Raw genomic sequence first — 17,475 nt, 5'->3', positions numbered from 1 at the left:
CTCCCCGTCCAGGGCACCTTGCGTCGCCGATGCGGCCCGGGGCGATGGCGAAACCGGGCCATCGACGCGGGGCACCGTCTCCTCCCCCCGAGCCCCCCGACCCGGTCCGCCGGGGGGCCTCCCGTGTGGGCGGCGAGTGGCCGGACTGAACCACGAAATAGGAATATTGTCAAGAAATTTCGGTGTTTAGGCAGCGGCGGAGGGCACGTGGATAGAGCGGGCGCCGGAGGAATCCCTTCTGTGATCTACCGTCTTCACACCTCTCGCGGGATGCTCGGGTCCCCTCTCCTGGAAGGAGAGGGACAGGGTGAGGTGTGTGACCTTTTCGGAGATGTCCCACACCTCACCCCAGCCCTCTCCTTTCAGGAGAGGGGGCCTGTCGTGCCCTACGTCGGCTGAGTGAGGCTTTCGAAAAAGCCGGCGAGCGTTCAGGTGTGAATCGGGTCGCCCAGGAGAGAACCCGGTCGCGTCATGCCCAGACCCGTCGTGGCCTGCGAAATCCGTTGGCGAGCCGATATGTGAACCGATCGTCTGCGCAAGAAAGTTCTCTTCACCCGGCGATCAACACTTTCCCGTCATGGCCGGCGATGGTGACATCGCGCATCTCCCCCGCCGGGGTGTCCGCCGCCAGCCGCACCGGCGTGAACCCCTCCGTGCGCCCGATCCCGCCGCGCTCGGTCAGCACCCGGTGGGTGCGGCCGACTTGGCCCGCGAGATGCGCTTCCAGGGCCGCCGCCCCCGCCGCCCGCAGCCGCGCGGCGCGCGCGCGCACGACATCCCCCGGCACCATGGGCATCCGCGCGGCCGGGGTGCCGGGGCGGGGCGAGTACGGGAACACGTGGAGATGGGTCAGGCCGCATTCGGCCACGAGGTCGAGGGAGCGGGCGAACTGCGCCTCCGTTTCCGTGGGAAACCCCGCGATGAGGTCGGCGCCGAACACCACCTCCGGCCGCAGGCGGCGCACTTCGGCGCAGAACCGGATCGCGTCGGCGCGGCCGTGGCGGCGTTTCATCCGCTTGAGGACGAGGTCGTCGCCGGCCTGGAGCGAGAGGTGGAGATGCGGCATCAGCCGCGCCGCGCCGGCGATGGCCTCCATCAGGGCGTCGTCGGCCTCGATGGAATCGATGGAGGACAGGCGCAGGCGGGGGAGGTCGGGCACACGCGCGAGGATCGCCTGGACCAGCCACCCCAGGCTCGCGACATCCGACAAATCCCGGCCGTAGGCCGTGAGATCGACGCCCGTGAGCACCACCTCGCGCCCGCCGTGATCGACGATGCGGCGGACCTGATCGACCACGTCGGCCAGGGCCACGGAGCGCGAGTTGCCGCGCCCGAACGGGATGACGCAGAAGGTGCAGCGGTGGTCGCAGCCGTTCTGCACCGGCACGAAGGCGCGGGTGTGCCCGGAGACGGCGGCGATCCGGGTCGGCGCGGCCGTGCGCACGGCCATGATGTCGTCCACCGCCGCGCGGTCCGGGGGGACGAGGGCGGGCGCCCAGGTCTCGGGTGTCCAGGTCTCGGGTGTCCAGGTCTTGGGCGCCCAGGTCTCTTCACGCGTCTTGGCGTCGTTGCCGACGAGGCGGGCGACCTCCGGCATGGCGGCGTAGAGGTCGGTCTCCACCTGCGCGCCGCAGCCGGTGACGACGATGCGCGCCGCCGGCCGGTCGCGGGCGAGCCGGCGGATGGCCTTGCGGGCCTGGCGCCCGGCCTCGGCCGTCACCGCGCAGGTGTTGACGATGACGAGGTCGCCCTCCGCATGGGGCTCGGCGTGGCCGCGCATCACCTCCGCCTCGACGGTGTTGAGCCGGCAGCCGAAGGTCAGGGTCTCGACCGCCATTCAGGCGGCGCCCGCGAAGAGGGCGGGATCGAAGGTGCCGTCCCATTCGAGCGCCACCGGGCCGGTCATGAGCACGTGGTCGTCGGCGCGCCACTCGATGACGAGGTCGCCGCCGGGCAGGCGCACGGTGGCGCCCCGGCCGATCATGCGCAGGCGCGCGGCCGCCACCATGGTGGCGCAGGCGGCGGTGCCGCAGGCGAGCGTCAGGCCGGCGCCCCGCTCCCACACCCGCAGGGTGATGGTGTCCGGCCCCGTCACCCGGGCAAGCGAGATGTTGGCCCGGTCGGGAAAGATCGGGTGGTTCTCCAGCATCGGGCCGATGCGGGCGAGGTCGTAGGTCTCGGGATCGCGATCGACGAAGAAGATCGCGTGCGGGTTGCCCATGTTGACCACGGCCGGCGAATGCAGGATCGGCGCGTCGATGGGGCCGATCTGGAGCTCGATGCGCCGCGTGTCCTGGAACGGCTCGGCGAGCGGGATCTCGTCCCAGTTGAGCTTGGGTCGGCCCATGTCGACGGTGAAGGAGCGCTCGGCCATGCGCTTGACGCCGACGAGGCCGCCCCGGGTCTCCAGGGTGAGGCGCCCGCTCTCGGCCGGGCGCGCCATGGCGGGATCGTCGAGCATGGCGTAGGCGACGCAGCGCGTGCCGTTGCCGCAGGCGCCGGCTTCCGATCCGTCGGTGTTGTAGATGCGTAAGGACGCGTCGGTGCCGGGGGTGCGCGCGTCGTGGATCACCATGAGCTGGTCGAAGGCGGAAGCCGGATGCGCCGCGATGGCCCGAACCTCCTCGGCCGTGACTCGGATGTCAGAGCCGCGCAGGTCCAGCACCACGATGGCGTTGCCGGCACCGTTCATCTTCAGGAAGCGTCGGTGGGCGAGTGCGCTCATGTCTCTCGGGGTGTCTGTCGCGGTGGAAGGGCCCAAGGCCCCGCATATAGGCGAAAGCCTCCGGCCGCGCACGTTGGCGCACCGGGGGGCTGCGTTGCAGAAGGGCCGCGCCCGGTCACGTTCGTGCGCGCGAACACGCGATGTGCCTCGCAGGCGCCGGGCTTCGTCACTACGTTGCGTCTCTGCCCCGGCTTCCCCAGGAGGCCGCGATCCTCCGGAGCGCCACCGTGATTCGCTTTCGCCTGACGCTGCTCGCCGGATGCCTCGCCGCCGGCCTCGCCCACGCTCAAGAAGCCGTGCCGCCGGCCGTGGCCACGCCCCTGCCCACCACCACGATGCCCGGTCCGGCCGGTCAGGGCACGCCCACCGTGCCGGTTCCGGCTCAGGCCGGCGCAGCTCCCATACAGCCCGGCGCCGCCTCGGCCGCGACCCCCACGGCCTCACCGCGAAAAACCCTGGTGGAGACGCCCGGCGACGCCAACGACGTCGATACCGTGTCCCTGCCGGCCAAGCCCGCCGCGATCCTCGCCGGCCGGGCCAAATGGGAAGAGGCGGTGCCGAGCCTGAAGGCCGCGTTCCAGCGCATCGAGGCGGATCTCGCCAAGGCCGGCATCGCGCCCGTGGGCCGGCCGCTGGCGGTCTTCGCCAAGACCGACGACGACGGGTTCCAGTACGACGCGATGATCCCCATCGCGGCGATGCCGGACCCCAAGCCCGCCGAGACCGACGGCCTGCGCTTCGGCACCACCCCGAGCGGCAAGGCCCTGCGCTTCCCGCACCGGGGCTCCTACGACGAGATCGACGGGACCTACGAGACGCTCACCGCCTATCTCGATGCCAAGGACGTGGTGGTGCAGGACCGGTTCATCGAGGAATACGTCACCGACCTGAACGACAAGGCCGACGAGAAGCTCGACGTGAACATCTACGCGCTGCCGAAATAGGAGGTCTCCGCCGGGACCGGGGCCCCGCGCGGCGCCTCGGTCATCCGGCCGTCGTCCAAGTGGACCACCCGGTCGGCGGCGCCGAAGTAGCGGTCGTCGTGGCTGACGACGACGAGCGTCCGGCCCTCGCGCTTCAGGGCCGGCAGCAGGTCCGCGTAGAACAGGCGCCGGAAGGTCGGATCCTGCTCGGCGGCCCATTCGTCGAGGACGAGGACCGGGCGCCCCTCCAGGTAGGCCTGGATCAGCGCGAGACGCTTGCGCTGTCCCGCCGACAGGTCCGTGGTCGAGAACGCTCCGTCGCGGATCGTGACCTTGTGGGCGAGATCGAGCTTTTCGAGGTAGGCGTCCCCCGCTTCCGGGCCGGTACCAGCGGGCAGGACGAGATCGTCGAACAGGGTGTAGTCGAAGAACACCGCCGAGAAGTGCTGCCGATAGGCGTCGCGCGTCTCCGGAATGACCGGCACGCCGTCGAGCAGCACCGTTCCGGCCTGCGGCGGGTAGAGGCCGAGGATCAGCTTGATCAGGGTGGTCTTGCCCGAGCCGTTCTCGCCGACGATGAACAGGATCTCGCCCCGCCGGATGGTGAGGTCGATGGGGCCGAGGGTGAAGGCCGGCCTACCGTCGGCGGATGGAAAGGTGTGGCTGACGCCGCGGAGCGTGATGGCCGCGATCCCGGTGTCCATGGGAGCGGCGGCCGGCTCGAGGAGGTCGGGCTCGTCCAGGGAGGTCTCCGCCGAGAAGGCGGCGATGTGGCCGTAGGCGATCTGCGCCCTGCCGAATTCCGGCAAGCCGGCGATGATGTGGGTGACCGGCATCTCCACGTAGAGCAACACCAGGACGAAGCCGGACAGGACGGCGTTGTCGACACCGACCGTCACCTTGTAGGCGAGGATCGCTCCGATCGTCACGAACAGGGCGAGTTTCTTGATGAGATGCGACAGTTCGAAAAGCGTGTCGGTCTTCAGGCGATTGCGGCGCAGGTCCTCGATGCAGGGGCCCAGGGACTCGTCCCGCACGCGCAGCCGGCGCGCCTTGTTGATGCGAAGTTCCCGGCACCCTTCGGTCAGGGTCTGATAATGCTTCTGCAGGATCTCGGCGAGCGTGCGGCGCGTCCCGTAGTGGACGACGGCTCGTTTGCGAAGAACGTTCTCGCCGTAGCTGCCGATCGCGAATCCGAGGGCCGCGATCGCGAAGAGTGATGGCGACAGGTAGACCATGTAGGCGAAGCAGCCCGCCGTGACGCCGAGGTTGATGATCAGCCCCGACAGCATGTTGATGGCCATGGACAGGGTTCCGGCATCCGCGTTCAACGCCGCGATGGCCCGGTGTCGACCGAGCTGCTCGAGACGTTCGATGGGAGCGGTCAGGATCAGGTCGGCCAGATCCTTGTTCAGAGCGGCGTTGATGCGGCCGCTGGCGAACGTGCTGCCGATGCCGGAAGCAAGGGCGCCCGCCACGCCGATGAAGACCAGGCTCACGAAGGCCAGCAAGAAGCTCGGCGGCAGCTCTCCCGCGGCGTGAATCGCCTCGTTGACCTTGGCCAGGACGGCCGCCGTCGCAAGGCCACTCACCGCCCCGACGGCCGAGGATGCGGCGACCAGCGGCCAGATGGGACGCAGCAACCGCACAGCGTCTGCGCTGAGGCGGCCGAGACGTCTGCTCCGTTCCTTCATCGCTGTGCTCCCCAACCGCACGCCGAGGGATGTCTCCTGGCGGCGATCGGGAGACTTACCTGCCGAGGGAAGTGCAGAAAAATGCGGAAAAATCAGGTCCGCCGTGCACTACAGACGGCTTGTCTCAGGCTATTATCCATGGATAATACAATGAAAGGAAGCCGATATGCTCGCGTGATCGGGCCTCCGGCCGTTAGAGCAGGGTCATCTGCTCTCCTGGCGCCACGTCCTCTCCTGGCGCCACGTCCTGGCCGCGCTCCAGGGCGAGCAGGAAGCGTTTGGTGTCGAGGCCGCCCCCGAACCCGGTGAGCGCCCCGCTGGCACCGATCACCCGGTGGCAGGGCACGACGATGGGCAGCGGGTTGGCGCCGTTGGCCGCGCCCACGGCGCGGCTCGCGGTCGGGCGGCCGATCCGGCGGGCGAGTTCGCCGTAGGAGATCGTCTCGCCGGGCGGAATTTCAGTGAGCGCCTGCCAGACCGCCAGTTGGAACGGCGTGCCGCGCGGATCGAGGGCGAGGTCGAAGCACGTGAGCCGGCCGGCGAAATAGGCCCCGAGCTGCGCCCGCGCGTCGGCGAAGGCCGCATCGTCCCGGTGCCAGTCCGGTCCGGGCGTCACCGCGCCCTTGCCGGTGGGAAAGCCGACGCAGGCCAGCCGCCCATCGGTCCCCGCGAGGACGAGGGGGCCGATGGGGCTGGCGAGAATCGTGTAGCGCGTTTCGGACATGGCCGTTCCTCCGCAACGGATTCCGGCGTGCGGTGCCGGCGCCCTCGGTCCGTTATGGCTGGAGCAGAAAGCGTAGACGACGTCCGCTCCAACTGGTTCAAGCAGGCGGCTTATCCTGGCAAAAGTGGATGCGGTTGTTGAACGGATCGGTCACGGTCATGACGAGGCCGTAGGGCTCGTCTTTCAAGCCCGGCTTATTGTGCTTGTAGTCCTTCCCCGTCAGTTCCCGCTGATAGGCTTCGACTCCCTGCATCCGCACGAACGCCGACGATCCCGGCGTCGCATCTCCATGATGGCCGCTGAGATGCAGGATCAGCCCGGCCCGCGAGACTTGGGCATAGAGCGGAAAGTTTTCGCCGTAGCGATGCTCCCAATCCAGGTGAAAACCGAGGAAGTCGAGATAGAACGCTCTGGCGACGTCTTCATCGAAGATCCGCATGATCGGGCAGGTCTGGCTGAAGCGGATGCCTTCCTCGACGGGCGCACGGCCTTCGGCGGCGAAGACATTCCAGTTTGCAAAGCCGTGCTGGGCTGCGACGATTTCGAGCGCCGCCGCATGGGTGATGGCGACCTGGCGCTCCTGCAGCGCTACGCGCAGGGCTTTGGCCATGATTTTCGGCTCAGGGTGATGAGAACGCATAGCCTTCCTTCGACCTGGGCAAATCGTCGTCAGGGCTCGCGTTGCTGACGCATTCGCCCTCGGGAAGGAGTGCAATGCGGGAAGACGTGGAACGACGCTTTCACCATCCCCTTGCGGGGGCGAGCGGCAGGCAGCGTCGGCCTGAAGCGGACGATAAGGCCGCCCATCGGCGGTGGCAATCGCGCTCCGCATGGACTGCATGTCGGTCCACCAACGGACCCGCAGGATCCAATCTCGCCCCTTCGTATGCCAAGCGCTCCCACCCCGAACGGGACGAGAGCGCCTGGGGCGGCCCTACTCCGCCGCCTCGCCGTAGGCCTCCAGGGGCGGGCACGCGCAGACGAGGTTGCGGTCGCCGTAGGCGTTGTCGACCCGGTTGATCGGCGGCCAGTACTTGTCCATTCGCAGGCTGCCCGAGGGGAAGCACGCCGCCTCGCGGGAATAGGGCCGTTCCCACGGGCCGATGAGGTCCGCCACCGTATGGGGCGCGTGCTTCAGGGGGTTGTCGGCCCGGTCCATCCGCCCCTCCTCGATGGCGCGGATTTCTTCGCGAATCGCCAGCATGGCGTCGCAGAACCGGTCGATCTCGCCCTTGGTCTCGGATTCCGTCGGTTCGATCATCAGGGTGCCGGCCACGGGCCAGCTCATGGTCGGCGGGTGGAAACCGCAATCGATCAGGCGCTTGGCGACGTCCTCGACGGTGATGCCGGCGTTCTTCTGGAACGGGCGCAGGTCGACGATGCACTCGTGCGCCACCCGGCCGTGGGCGCCGGAATAGAGCACCGGATAGGCGTCTTTCAGCCGGGCGGCGATGTAGTTGGCGTTGAGGATGGCGATGCGGGTCGCCTGCGTCAGGCCACGCCCGCCCATGAGCAGGCAGTAGCTCCACGAGATCGGCAGGATCGAGGCCGAGCCGTAGGGGGCGGCCGAGACCGCCCCCTCCCCGCCGGTCTCGGGATGGCCGGGCAGGAACGGGACGAGATGCGCCTTCACGCCGATGGGCCCCATGCCGGGGCCGCCGCCGCCGTGGGGAATGCAGAAGGTCTTGTGCAGGTTGAGGTGGCTGACATCGGCGCCGATGTCGCCGGGCCGGGCGAGGCCCACCATGGCGTTGAGGTTGGCCCCGTCGAGATACACCTGCCCCCCGTGGAAATGCACGATGGCGCAGAGTTCGCGCACCCGCGCCTCGAACACCCCGTGGGTCGACGGATAGGTGATCATGCAGGCCGCGAGGGTTTCGGAGTGCAGCTCGGCCTTCTTCCGGAAATCCTCCACGTCGATGTTGCCCTTGGCGTCGGCGCCCACCACCACGACGCTCATGCCGCACATCTGGGCCGAGGCCGGGTTGGTGCCGTGGGCCGAGGACGGGATGAGGCACACGGTCCGGTGCCCGTCGCCGCGCGACAGGTGGTAGGCGCGGATGGCCAGCAACCCCGCATACTCCCCCTGCGCCCCGGAATTCGGCTGCATCGAGATCGCGTCGTAGCCGGTGATCGCGCAGAGCTTTTGCGAGAAGTCGGCCAGGAGCTCGTGATAGCCGGCCGCCTGATCGGCGGGCACGAAGGGGTGGATCTCGGAAAACTCCGGCCAGGAGATCGGCAGCATCTCGGCGGTGGCGTTGAGCTTCATCGTGCAGGAGCCGAGCGGGATCATGGCCCGGTCGAGCGCCAGATCGCGGTCGGCGAGGCGGCGCATGTAGCGCGTCATCTCGCTCTCGGCCCGGTTCATGTGGAAGATCGGGTGGGTGAGGTAGTCGGAGGTGCGGATCGACCCTTCCGGCAGGCGCGGGGCGGGCCAGGCCTCGTCGTAGGCGAGGTGCTCGCCGCCGAAGGCGCGCCACACCGCCTGGACGATGTCGGGCCGGGTGCGCTCGTCCACGGTGATGCCGACGCGGTCGGTGCCGACCTTGCGCAGGTTGATCCCGTTGGCGACGGCATTCGTCAGGATCAGGCCCTGGAACGCGCCGACCCGGATGGTGACCGTGTCGAAGAACGTCTCGGATTCCACCGTGAAGCCGAGGCTCTCCAGGCCCTGCGCCACCCGCACGGCGTCGCGATGGACGCGGGCGGCGATGGCCTTGAGGCCGCGGGGGCCATGGAACACGGCGTACATGCCGGCGATGACCGCGAGCAGCACCTGGGCGGTGCAGATGTTCGAGGTCGCCTTCTCGCGGCGGATATGCTGCTCGCGGGTCTGGAGGGCCAGCCGATAGGCGCGGTTGCCGCGGGCATCCACCGAGACGCCGACGAGGCGCCCCGGCAGGGTGCGCTTGTGGGCGTCGCGGGTGGCGAGGTAGGCGGCGTGCGGTCCGCCATAGCCCATGGGCACGCCGTAGCGCTGCATCGAGCCGACGGCGATATCGGCGCCCATCTCGCCGGGGGGCTTGAGCAGGGTGAGCGCCAGGGGGTCGGCGGCCATCACCGCCACGGCGCCGGCCGCGCGCAGGCGCGTGATGATCTGCGAAAAGTCGTGGATGGCGCCGCAGACGCCCGGATACTGGAAGATCGCCCCGAACACCGCCGACGGGTCGAGGTCGGTCGCCGGATCGCCGACCACGATGGTCCAGCCGAGCGGCGCGGCGCGGGTCCTCAGCACCGCGATGGTCTGGGGCAGGCACTCGGCATCGACGAAGAACGCGGTCTTGCCGTTGGTGGCGATGCGGGCGGCCATGCCCATGGCCTCGGCCGCCGCCGTGGCCTCGTCCAGGAGCGAGGCGTTGGCGATGTCGAGGCCGGTGAGGTCGCAGACCAAGGTCTGGAAGTTCAGGAGCGCCTCGAGGCGCCCCTGGCTGATCTCGGGCTGGTAGGGCGAGTAGGCCGTGTACCAGGCCGGGTTCTCGAAGATGTTGCGCTGGATCGCCGGCGGCATCGTCGTGCCGTGGTAGCCCTGGCCGATGAGGGAGACGAGGAGCCGGTTCTTGTCGGCGATGCCGCGCATGTGCTCCAGCACCCGGCGCTCCGTGAGCGACGCCCCGAAATCGAGGCGCTCGGCCTGGCGGATGCTGGCCGGCAGGGTCTCGTCCACGAGGCCGTGGAGGCTCTTGGCGCCGACGACGGCGAGCATCGCCTCGATCTCGTGCGTCGTCGGGCCGATATGGCGGCGGTTGGCGAAATCGTAGGGGTCGTAGCGGTCGCTGTTCATGGCTGGACCTCAAGGTGTGAGTGGCGTTCACGCCCTCGACCCTCTCCCCTCTGCGGGAGAGGGTGCCTGCGGAGCAGGCGGGCCGGGACGAAGTCCCGCAAGAGGGGCAGCGCGGACCTTTCCGGAAAGGGCGGTGCTCCCCTCTCCCGGCCCGCATTCGCGGTCCACCCTACCCCGCGGAGGGGGGGAGGGTTCTTCTCCCGCGCTACTTCGGGAAGGCCGCGTAGGCGGCCTCGTCCATCAAGTCGTCGAGGGCCGACGGGTCGTCGAGGCGGATGCGATAGAGCCAGCCGGCGCCCTGGGGGTCGCTGCCGATGCTGGAGGGGTCGGCCACGGCCGCGTCGTTGACCTCCGTGACCTCGCCCGACACCGGCGCGTAGACGTCGGAGGCGGCCTTCACCGATTCCACCACGGCCGCCGCCTCGCCCTTCATGAGGCGGGCGCCGACCTTCGGCAGTTCGATGAAGACGAGGTCGCCGAGCTGCTCGGCCGCATGGGTGGTGATGCCCACCGTGGCGACGTCGCCCTCGCGGGCCAGCCATTCGTGCTCGTCGGTGAATCGCAGCATGGGTCACTCCTGTGGGACAGGTTGGGGAAGATCAGGGGCAGGACGGCGCGTGCGTCGGCTCAGGTGCGCTTGAAGCCGGCCGCCACGAAGGGCAGGCCGTTCACCACCACGGGCAGGCGCCGGCCGCGCACCTCGGCGAACACGCGGGTGCCGGGTGAGCTCAGCCCCACGGGCAGGTAGCCCATGGCGACGGGGGCCTGCAGGCTCGGCCCGAACCCGCCCGAGGTGACGTGGCCGATGGCCTCGCCAGCCGCCGCCTCGGCGAACAGGGGGGCCCCCGCGCGGACGGGCGCGGCGCCCTCGGTGCGCAGGCCGACGCGCTTGCGGGCCGGACCCGTGGCGATGGCATCGAGGATGCGGGCGGCACCCGGAAATCCGCCTTCCCGCGCTCCGCCCCAGCGGCGCACGGCCGGAATCGCCCAGGCGAGCCCGGCCTCGACGGGGTCGGTGCCGGGATCGATATCCGACCCGTGCAGGCACAGGCCGGCTTCGAGGCGCAGGGAATCGCGGGCGCCGAGACCGATGGGCTGGACCGTCGCGTCGGCGAGCAGGGCTTCGGCCAGGGCTTCGGCGCATTCCTCGGGCACGGAGATCTCGAATCCGTCCTCGCCGGTGTAGCCGGAGCGGGTGACGAGGGCGGAGGCGCCGGCCAAGCTGACAGCCCGCACATCCATGAACCGCATGGCGGCGATCTCCGGGGCGAGGCGGCCCAGGGCGGCTTCCGCGCCCGGCCCCTGGAGGGCGAGGAGGGCGCGGGGCAGCACCGCGATCTCGCAGATGCCCGTGAGATGCGCGCGCAGATAGGCCTCGTCGGCGGCCTTGTTGGCGGCGTTGACCACGAGGAGGAGGCTGTCGCCGCACTGGGCGACCATCAGGTCGTCGCGGATGCCGCCGGCCTCATTGAGGAGGAGACCGTAGCGCTGGCGGCCCGGCTGCAGCCCGAGCACGTCGATGGGCAGCAGGGTCTCCAGGGCGCGGGCGACGTCCGTGAGGCTGCCCGACCGGGGGCTGAGCTGGATCTGGCCCATATGCGACACGTCGAACAGCCCCGCATGGCTGCGCGTGTGCAGATGTTCCCTGAGGAGCCCCGCCGGGTACTGCACCGGCATGGCATAGCCCGCGAACGGCACCATCCGGGCGCCGAGGCGCAGGTGCAGGGCGTGAAGCGGTGTGCGAAGGGCGTCAAACGGCATCGGATCATCCCACGACAGAACGGCCCCGGACCCTCGAGCGAGTGTCCGGTTGCCCCCATCTGTCGCGGTTACCTGAGAGCTTCTCCCGTACGCCGAGGCGCTACGGGATTTCTCCTTCGGTGGACGCCGTCAGGCGCCTCTCTCCAGATTGTCGAAACGATACGGTGATTGTGCCTGAGAGTTTCCGGGGGTGGTTGCTCCGTCGGCGCCATGATCGATAAGAATCGACCTGGGCTCTCCCGTATCGCCATTGCTGACGGGACCAAGGTTACATGGGGCCGCGAGCCGCGCAAGCCGGGGCCTGACAAACACGGAGCTTTCGTCACGGCCGGGAACCGGCGGGAATCCCCGGCGATTCCCGTTCCATGACCATTGCATCCGGACACGATCTCGCCGGCCCGCGCCCCTCGCGACGCCGCTCCGCGTCCGTCCCGGCCGATCCGGGGCTGGGCGACAAGGCCCTGGAGATCCACCGGCGCCTGTGCCCGGTCTACGAATGCCCGATCCCGTATTTCCACAGCCTCGACCCGTTGAGCGAACTCGTCTCGTCGCTGCTGTCGCACCGGACCCGCAACGCCGATTCGGGCCGGGCCTTCAAGGCCCTGCGGGCGCGCTATCCGGATTGGGCCGCGATGCTGGCCGCCCCCGTGTCCGAGATCGAGGCGACCATCGCCGGGGTGACGTGGCCGGAACTCAAGGCCCCCCGCATCCAGGCCATCCTGCGCGCCGTGGCCGAGCGGCACGGTGCCCTGTCCCTCGACTTCCTGAAGGATATGGACGTCGACGCGGCCCGGGCCTGGCTCGAGACGATCCCCGGCATCGGGCCGAAGACGAGTGCGGCCGTGCTGTCGTTCAGCGTCCTGCGGATGGCCGCCCTGCCCGTCGACAGCCACCATCACCGCGTCGCCCAGCGCACGGGCCTGATCGGGCCGAAGGTGGATGTCGGCCCCTCGCACCCGATCCTGCGGGCGCAGCTGCCGGCCGACTGGAGCGCCCAGGACCTCTACGACAACCACGAGATCCTGATGCTGCACGGGCAGGCCGTGTGCCACCATCGCAGCCCGGCCTGTGGCGCCTGCGTCCTCCTCGACCTGTGCCCGACGGGCCAAGCGCGGCGGGACAAAAGCTCGGCCGCTTGACCGTCCCCGATGCGGCGTCCAGAAACCGCGCCTTGCGCCGCGAAGACCGGCTTTCGGCAAGACCGGCTCTCGGCAAGGCGGGCAATGAAGGACCACGCGCGATGACCGCGTTCAAGGAGCTTGTGTTCTCGGGCGTCCAGCCCACGGGGAACCTGCATCTCGGCAACTATCTCGGCGCCATCAAGCGCTTCGTGGAGATGCAGGCGCGCGACGCGCAATGCCTCTACTGCGTCGTCGACATGCACGCGATCACCCTGTGGCAGGACCCGGCGGCCCTCAAGGGCCAGATCCGCGAGGTGACGGCCGCGTTCCTGGCCGCCGGGATCGACCCGAAGCGCAGCATCGTCTTCAACCAGTCCCAGGTGCCGCAGCACGCCGAGCTCGCGTGGATCTTCAACTGCGTCGCGCGGCTGGGCTGGCTCAACCGCATGACCCAGTTCAAGGACAAGGCCGGCAAGGACCGCGAGAACGCGAGCATCGGGCTCTACGCCTATCCCGTGCTCATGGCCGCCGACATCCTCGCCTATCGCGCCACCCACGTGCCCGTGGGCGAGGACCAGAAGCAGCACCTCGAACTCACCCGCGACATCGCCCAGAAGTTCAACAACGACTTCTCGGCGTCGATCTCCGCCCATGGGCATGATGCGGGCGACGGCTTCTTCCCCGTCACCGAGCCGCTCATCGGCGGGCCGGCCGCGCGGGTCATGTCGCTCCGCGACGGCACCAAGAAGATGTCGAAGTCGGACGCGTCGGACAATTCGCGCATCAACCTCACGGACGATGCCGATGCCATCGCGGCCAAGGTGCGGAAAGCCAAGACCGACCCGGATGCCCTCCCCTCCGAGGTGGCGGGTCTGGCCGGGCGCCCGGAGGCCGACAACCTCGTGGGCATCTTCGCCGCCCTGAAGGACGTGTCGCGCGAGGATGTGCTGCGCGACTATGGCGGCGCGCAGTTCTCCGCGTTCAAGGGCGCGCTGGTGGAACTCGCCGTCGAGACCCTGGCGCCCCTGGGGTCCGAGATGAAGCGCCTCGTCGCCGACCCGGCCGAGATCGACGCGGTTCTGGCCGATGGCTCCGAGCGCGCCGAGGCCATCGCGGCCCCGACGCTGGATGCGGTGAAAGACATCGTCGGCTTCGTCCGGCGCGGGCCGCGCCTGCACGCCGTCCGGTGAGGATACGGGCCCTCTCCCGCACCGCGGGAGAGGGCTTCGGCTTCGCGTGAGAAGCCCGCGCGGCGCGTGAGCGAGGTCGAAATCCGCATCGCGCGGCGATCAAGCGGATTCGTATGACAACGGGCTGGAGCGGAGGACGCGATGGCCGATTGGAACCCCGCCCTCTACAGCCGCTTCGAGGACGAGCGCACCCGCCCGGCGGCCGAGCTCCTCGCCCGCGTCCCCCTCGACGCGCCGCGCCTCGCCTACGATCTCGGCTGCGGGCCCGGCAATTCCACCGCGCTGATCGCGGCACGCTTCCCCGACGCGGCGGTGATCGGCCTCGACACCTCCCCGGCGATGCTGGAGCGCGCCCGGAGCCGCCTGCCCGGCCTCGCCTTCGCCCAGGCCGATGCCGCGACCTGGCTCCCCGAGCGGGCGCCGGACCTGATCTACGCCAACGCCGTGCTGCAATGGCTGCCCGACCATCCGGTGCTGCTGCCCCGTCTGTTCGGCCTCCTGGCGCCGGGCGGCGTCCTCGCGGTGCAGATGCCCGACAACCTCGCCGAACCCTCGCACCGCCTGATGCGCGAGACCGCAAGGGCCGGCTCGTGGGCCGGAGCCATCGGCGATCCGGCCGTGGCCGGCCGGGTCGGGCGCATGCTGGACCCGGCCGGCTACTACGACCTGCTCGCGCCGCTCGCCGCCGAGGTGGATGTCTGGCGCACGGCCTATCACCACCGGATGGCGGATGCGGTCGCCATCGTCGAATGGGTCAGCGCCACCGGGCTGCGGCCCTTCCTGGAGCCGCTGGGACCGGACGAGGCGGCGGGGTTCCTCGCCGCCTACGAGGCTGCGATCGAGGTCGGGTATCCGCCCCGCCGCGACGGACGGCGCCTGCTCGCCTTCCCGCGCGTGTTCATCGTCGCGCGCAAGGCGTCTTGAGGCTTCGCTCGCCCATGCCGGTGCCCCCGGCGATGGGCAGGGCGGCACCGGTCAGGTCGCCCGGACCACCACCTCCACGAGGTTGGCGCTGCCCGAGCGAATCCCGGCCTCGATCGCCGGGGCGATGTCGGCGGCCCGCGTCACCCGCCGCGCCGGCACCCCCATGGAGGCGGCCAGCGCCGGGAAGTCGACGCGCGGGTCGGTGAGGTCCATGGCGATGAAGCGGTTCGCTCGCACCGAGGCATAGTGCGACTGGCTCTTCATGAAGGTCTTGAGGATGTTGTACTCGGCGTTGTTGATCACCACGAAGGTGACCGGCAGCTTCTCGTGCGCGGCGGTCCACAGGGCCTGGGGCGAGTACATCGCCGCCCCGTCGCCCACGACGCAGACCACGGGCGCCCGGTCGATGCCGAGCGAGAAGCCGACCGCGGCCGGCATGCCCCAGCCGAGCACGCCGCCGCGCATCGCTGCGTATTGGTGGGCGGACGGACTGTCGAGGAAGGTGCGCAGGTGAGTGAGCGTCGCGGGCGCCTCGTCGATGATCGCGATCTCGGCGCCCACCGCCCGGGCTACCTCGCGGGCGGCGACCAGGGGGGCGATCACCGGGTCCTCGAACGCGGCGTCGGCCGCGGCGGCGAGCTTGCCCCGTCGTTCGACCCGTGCCGCCGCCGCCGCCGCGCGCAGGCCCGTGAAGGCATCGGCGCGATCGGCCACACGCGGGGCCAGCAGCGGCAGCAGCGCGTTCAGGGAGGCCTGGATGTCGCCCACCGTCGACAGGCTCGTGGCGTAGGTGCGGCCGAGGTCGCGCACGTCCGCGGAGAGCTGGAACACCCGTGTCCCGGACGGCACCGCCGAAACCTCCGAGTAGAGCACCGTGATCAGCGACTTGCCGCCGAGTGCGAAGACCGCGTCGTAGCGCCCGAGGATGTCGGCGATGGCATCGGCCCGGGTCGGCAGGTTGCCGGCCCAGAGCGGGTGGGCGGTGGGGAACGGGATATGGGCCGGCCAGGACGAGCCGTAGACCGGCGCCGCCAGCAGATCGGCCAGAGCCACCATCTGGGCGGAGGCGTCCGAGGCGTCGATCTCGTCTCCGGCGATCAGTGCGAGGCGGCCAGGCGCGATGGCGGCGAGTTCGCTCGCCAGCCGGTCGAGGGAGCCCGCCACCGCCCGCTGGTCGATGGTCGAGGTCTCGCCCGCCGGCACCTTGGTCATCGCCTCCATCACGTCCATCGGCAGGGAGAGGAAGACCGGGCCGGACGGGGCGGCCCCGCAATCGTGGAAGGCGCGGCGCAGGAGCACCGGGATCTGGTCCGGGCTCGTGACTTCACGGGCCCACTTCACCACCGGGTCGGCGATGGCGACGAGGTCGCCCATCAACAGCGGATCGGAGAGCGCGTGGCGCAGGTCCTGCTGCCCGGCGGTGACCACCAGCGGCGTGCCGCTGACCTGCGAGTTCCAGAGGGCGCCCATGCCGTGGCCGAGGCCGCCGGCCGTGTGCAGGTTCAGGAAGGCGGCCCTGCGCGCGCCTTGCGCGTAGCCGTCGGCCATCGCCACCGCGGTCGCCTCCTGCAGGGCGAGGATGTAGCCGATGTCCTGGACTTCGGTGAGCGCATCGATCAGCGGCAATTCGGTGGTGCCGGGATTGCCGAAGATGTAGCGCACGCCTTCCGAGCGCAGCACATCCAGCAACAGGTCGGCGCCCCTCCGGCTCCCGGCGGCGTCCACGGTCTCGATCGGCATGCGCGCGTCTCCCCGACACCCGGCGGAATCGGGGCGAAGCTAGACCATGGGCGCGTTACGACAAGGGCTGGGGCATCGCCACGGGTGACGGTTCCGCGACAATGCCTCATCCCAAATCCGGTCGATCCCTTCGGGAGGGCGGATGTGGGGACCGCTCGGACGCCGCGCGGGCTTGCCATACCGCCCCGCTCCGATCGAGCGGAGGCGATATCAGGATGCGCTCAGCTCTCGCCGCGCGCCACCCTGGCCTCGTACTCCGGCAGGGCGAGCTGGCCCTCCTTCTCGACCCGGGCCTTGTCCTCGTCCGAGATCACGTCGCCGACCATGTCGAGGCGCTTCCACAAGGCAAGCGGGGTCTCCTTGTCGGGCGTCGGCACGTAGCGGTTCTGCGCGACCTTCTGGTACTTGTGGATGTAGCGTGGACAATTGACCCAGGCCTTCGTCACCTCGACCCGCACGAGGTACTTGGCTTCCGTGTATTCGGCCATGAGGGGATCGTCGCGCAGCATCCGGGCACGGCCCTGAACGCGAACCCGATGCGGGGTCTCGAAATCGATGAACAGCAGCCCGACCTTGGCCTGACCCTCGATATTGCCCATCGAGTACCACATGCCGTTGCCGTCGAAGCCCGGGAACACGATCGTGTGGGAATCGAGCACCTTCACGAAGCCGGGGCTGCCGCCCTTGTAGGACACCGTGGGCATACCGTCGGGATCGACGGTGGACAGGAAGAACATGTCCCGGCTTCCGATGAAGGCCGCTTCGTCGGGACCGACTTCGTCATGGACCCAGCCGGTGTCGAGGCGCTCGGCGAGCTTGACGGTCTTGTACTCTTCCTGAAGCGCGCGGTGCGCGTCGTAGTAGAGCGATGCCATAGATGTCCTCCTCGTTT

The 17,475-nt window shown here is 69.8% G+C and carries 14 protein-coding genes and 1 riboswitch; of the genes, 4 read left to right on the top strand and 10 right to left on the bottom strand.

Annotated features, from left to right (window positions below):
- Positions 1-550 precede the first annotated feature (550 nt).
- Both mtaB and dapF read right to left on the bottom strand, forming a co-directional pair.
- Entirely contained in the window at positions 551-1,837 is a 1,287-nt protein-coding gene (gene mtaB, locus MKK49_RS01530; protein WP_244026280.1) for a tRNA (N(6)-L-threonylcarbamoyladenosine(37)-C(2))-methylthiotransferase MtaB, read from the bottom strand.
- Positions 1,838-2,725 (bottom strand): diaminopimelate epimerase, encoded by an 888-nt coding sequence (gene dapF / locus MKK49_RS01525; protein ID WP_244026278.1) that lies wholly within the window; start codon positions 2,723-2,725, stop codon positions 1,838-1,840.
- Positions 2,726-2,952: 227 nt separating this feature from the next.
- On the opposite strand from dapF, the gene MKK49_RS01520 reads away from it, so the two are divergent.
- Positions 2,953-3,669, top strand: a complete 717-nt coding sequence (locus MKK49_RS01520; protein ID WP_244026276.1) for a GyrI-like domain-containing protein — start codon at positions 2,953-2,955, stop codon at positions 3,667-3,669.
- Here the strand turns inward: MKK49_RS01520 and MKK49_RS01515 are convergent.
- From MKK49_RS01515 to gcvT, 6 genes are all read right to left on the bottom strand, one after another.
- Positions 3,651-5,297 (bottom strand): cyclic peptide export ABC transporter, encoded by a 1,647-nt coding sequence (locus MKK49_RS01515; RefSeq protein WP_244026286.1) that lies wholly within the window; start codon positions 5,295-5,297, stop codon positions 3,651-3,653. The genes MKK49_RS01520 and MKK49_RS01515 overlap by 19 nt on opposite strands.
- A 238-nt stretch (positions 5,298-5,535) precedes the next feature.
- Positions 5,536-6,066: a methylated-DNA--[protein]-cysteine S-methyltransferase gene (locus MKK49_RS01510; protein ID WP_244026275.1), complete on the bottom strand. Its 531-nt coding sequence runs from the start codon at positions 6,064-6,066 to the stop codon at positions 5,536-5,538.
- Between the two features lie 97 nt (positions 6,067-6,163).
- On the bottom strand, positions 6,164-6,706 hold the full coding sequence (locus MKK49_RS01505; RefSeq protein WP_244026274.1) for a glyoxalase superfamily protein: 543 nt from the start codon (positions 6,704-6,706) through the stop codon (positions 6,164-6,166).
- A 294-nt stretch (positions 6,707-7,000) separates the two neighbouring features.
- Positions 7,001-9,847: an aminomethyl-transferring glycine dehydrogenase gene (gene gcvP, locus MKK49_RS01500; RefSeq protein WP_244026273.1), complete on the bottom strand. Its 2,847-nt coding sequence runs from the start codon at positions 9,845-9,847 to the stop codon at positions 7,001-7,003.
- Positions 9,848-10,052: 205 nt separating this feature from the next.
- Positions 10,053-10,415, bottom strand: a complete 363-nt coding sequence (gene gcvH / locus MKK49_RS01495) for a glycine cleavage system protein GcvH (RefSeq protein ID WP_244026272.1) — start codon at positions 10,413-10,415, stop codon at positions 10,053-10,055.
- 59 nt (positions 10,416-10,474) lie between these two features.
- Positions 10,475-11,608, bottom strand: coding sequence for a glycine cleavage system aminomethyltransferase GcvT (gcvT, locus tag MKK49_RS01490; protein ID WP_244026271.1), 1,134 nt, complete (start codon positions 11,606-11,608; stop codon positions 10,475-10,477).
- A gap of 49 nt (positions 11,609-11,657) precedes the next feature.
- A riboswitch (glycine riboswitch) is annotated at positions 11,658-11,765 on the bottom strand.
- A gap of 208 nt (positions 11,766-11,973) precedes the next feature.
- On the opposite strand from gcvT, the gene nth reads away from it, so the two are divergent.
- From nth to tam, 3 genes are all read left to right on the top strand, one after another.
- Positions 11,974-12,747 carry an endonuclease III domain-containing protein gene (gene nth, locus MKK49_RS01485; RefSeq protein ID WP_244026270.1) on the top strand — a complete coding sequence of 258 codons (774 nt, stop codon included), beginning with the start codon at positions 11,974-11,976 and terminating at the stop codon, positions 12,745-12,747.
- A 101-nt stretch (positions 12,748-12,848) separates the two neighbouring features.
- Positions 12,849-13,919 (top strand): tryptophan--tRNA ligase, encoded by a 1,071-nt coding sequence (gene trpS, locus MKK49_RS01480; RefSeq protein WP_244026269.1) that lies wholly within the window; start codon positions 12,849-12,851, stop codon positions 13,917-13,919.
- Between the two features lie 141 nt (positions 13,920-14,060).
- Positions 14,061-14,843, top strand: coding sequence for a trans-aconitate 2-methyltransferase (tam, locus tag MKK49_RS01475; protein WP_244026267.1), 783 nt, complete (start codon positions 14,061-14,063; stop codon positions 14,841-14,843).
- A 51-nt stretch (positions 14,844-14,894) separates the two neighbouring features.
- On the opposite strand, the gene MKK49_RS01470 is transcribed toward tam, so the two are convergent.
- Together MKK49_RS01470 and MKK49_RS01465 are read right to left on the bottom strand one after the other, a co-directional pair.
- Positions 14,895-16,583 (bottom strand): thiamine pyrophosphate-binding protein, encoded by a 1,689-nt coding sequence (locus MKK49_RS01470; protein WP_244026265.1) that lies wholly within the window; start codon positions 16,581-16,583, stop codon positions 14,895-14,897.
- Between the two features lie 221 nt (positions 16,584-16,804).
- Positions 16,805-17,458 carry a pyridoxamine 5'-phosphate oxidase family protein gene (locus MKK49_RS01465; protein WP_244026264.1) on the bottom strand — a complete coding sequence of 218 codons (654 nt, stop codon included), beginning with the start codon at positions 17,456-17,458 and terminating at the stop codon, positions 16,805-16,807.
- Between the last annotated feature and the right edge of the window lie 17 nt (positions 17,459-17,475).

Source organism: Methylobacterium sp. J-090, from assembly GCF_022829345.1.
GTDB lineage: Bacteria > Pseudomonadota > Alphaproteobacteria > Rhizobiales > Beijerinckiaceae > Methylobacterium.
This window is presented reverse-complemented; position numbering and strand designations above follow the sequence as displayed.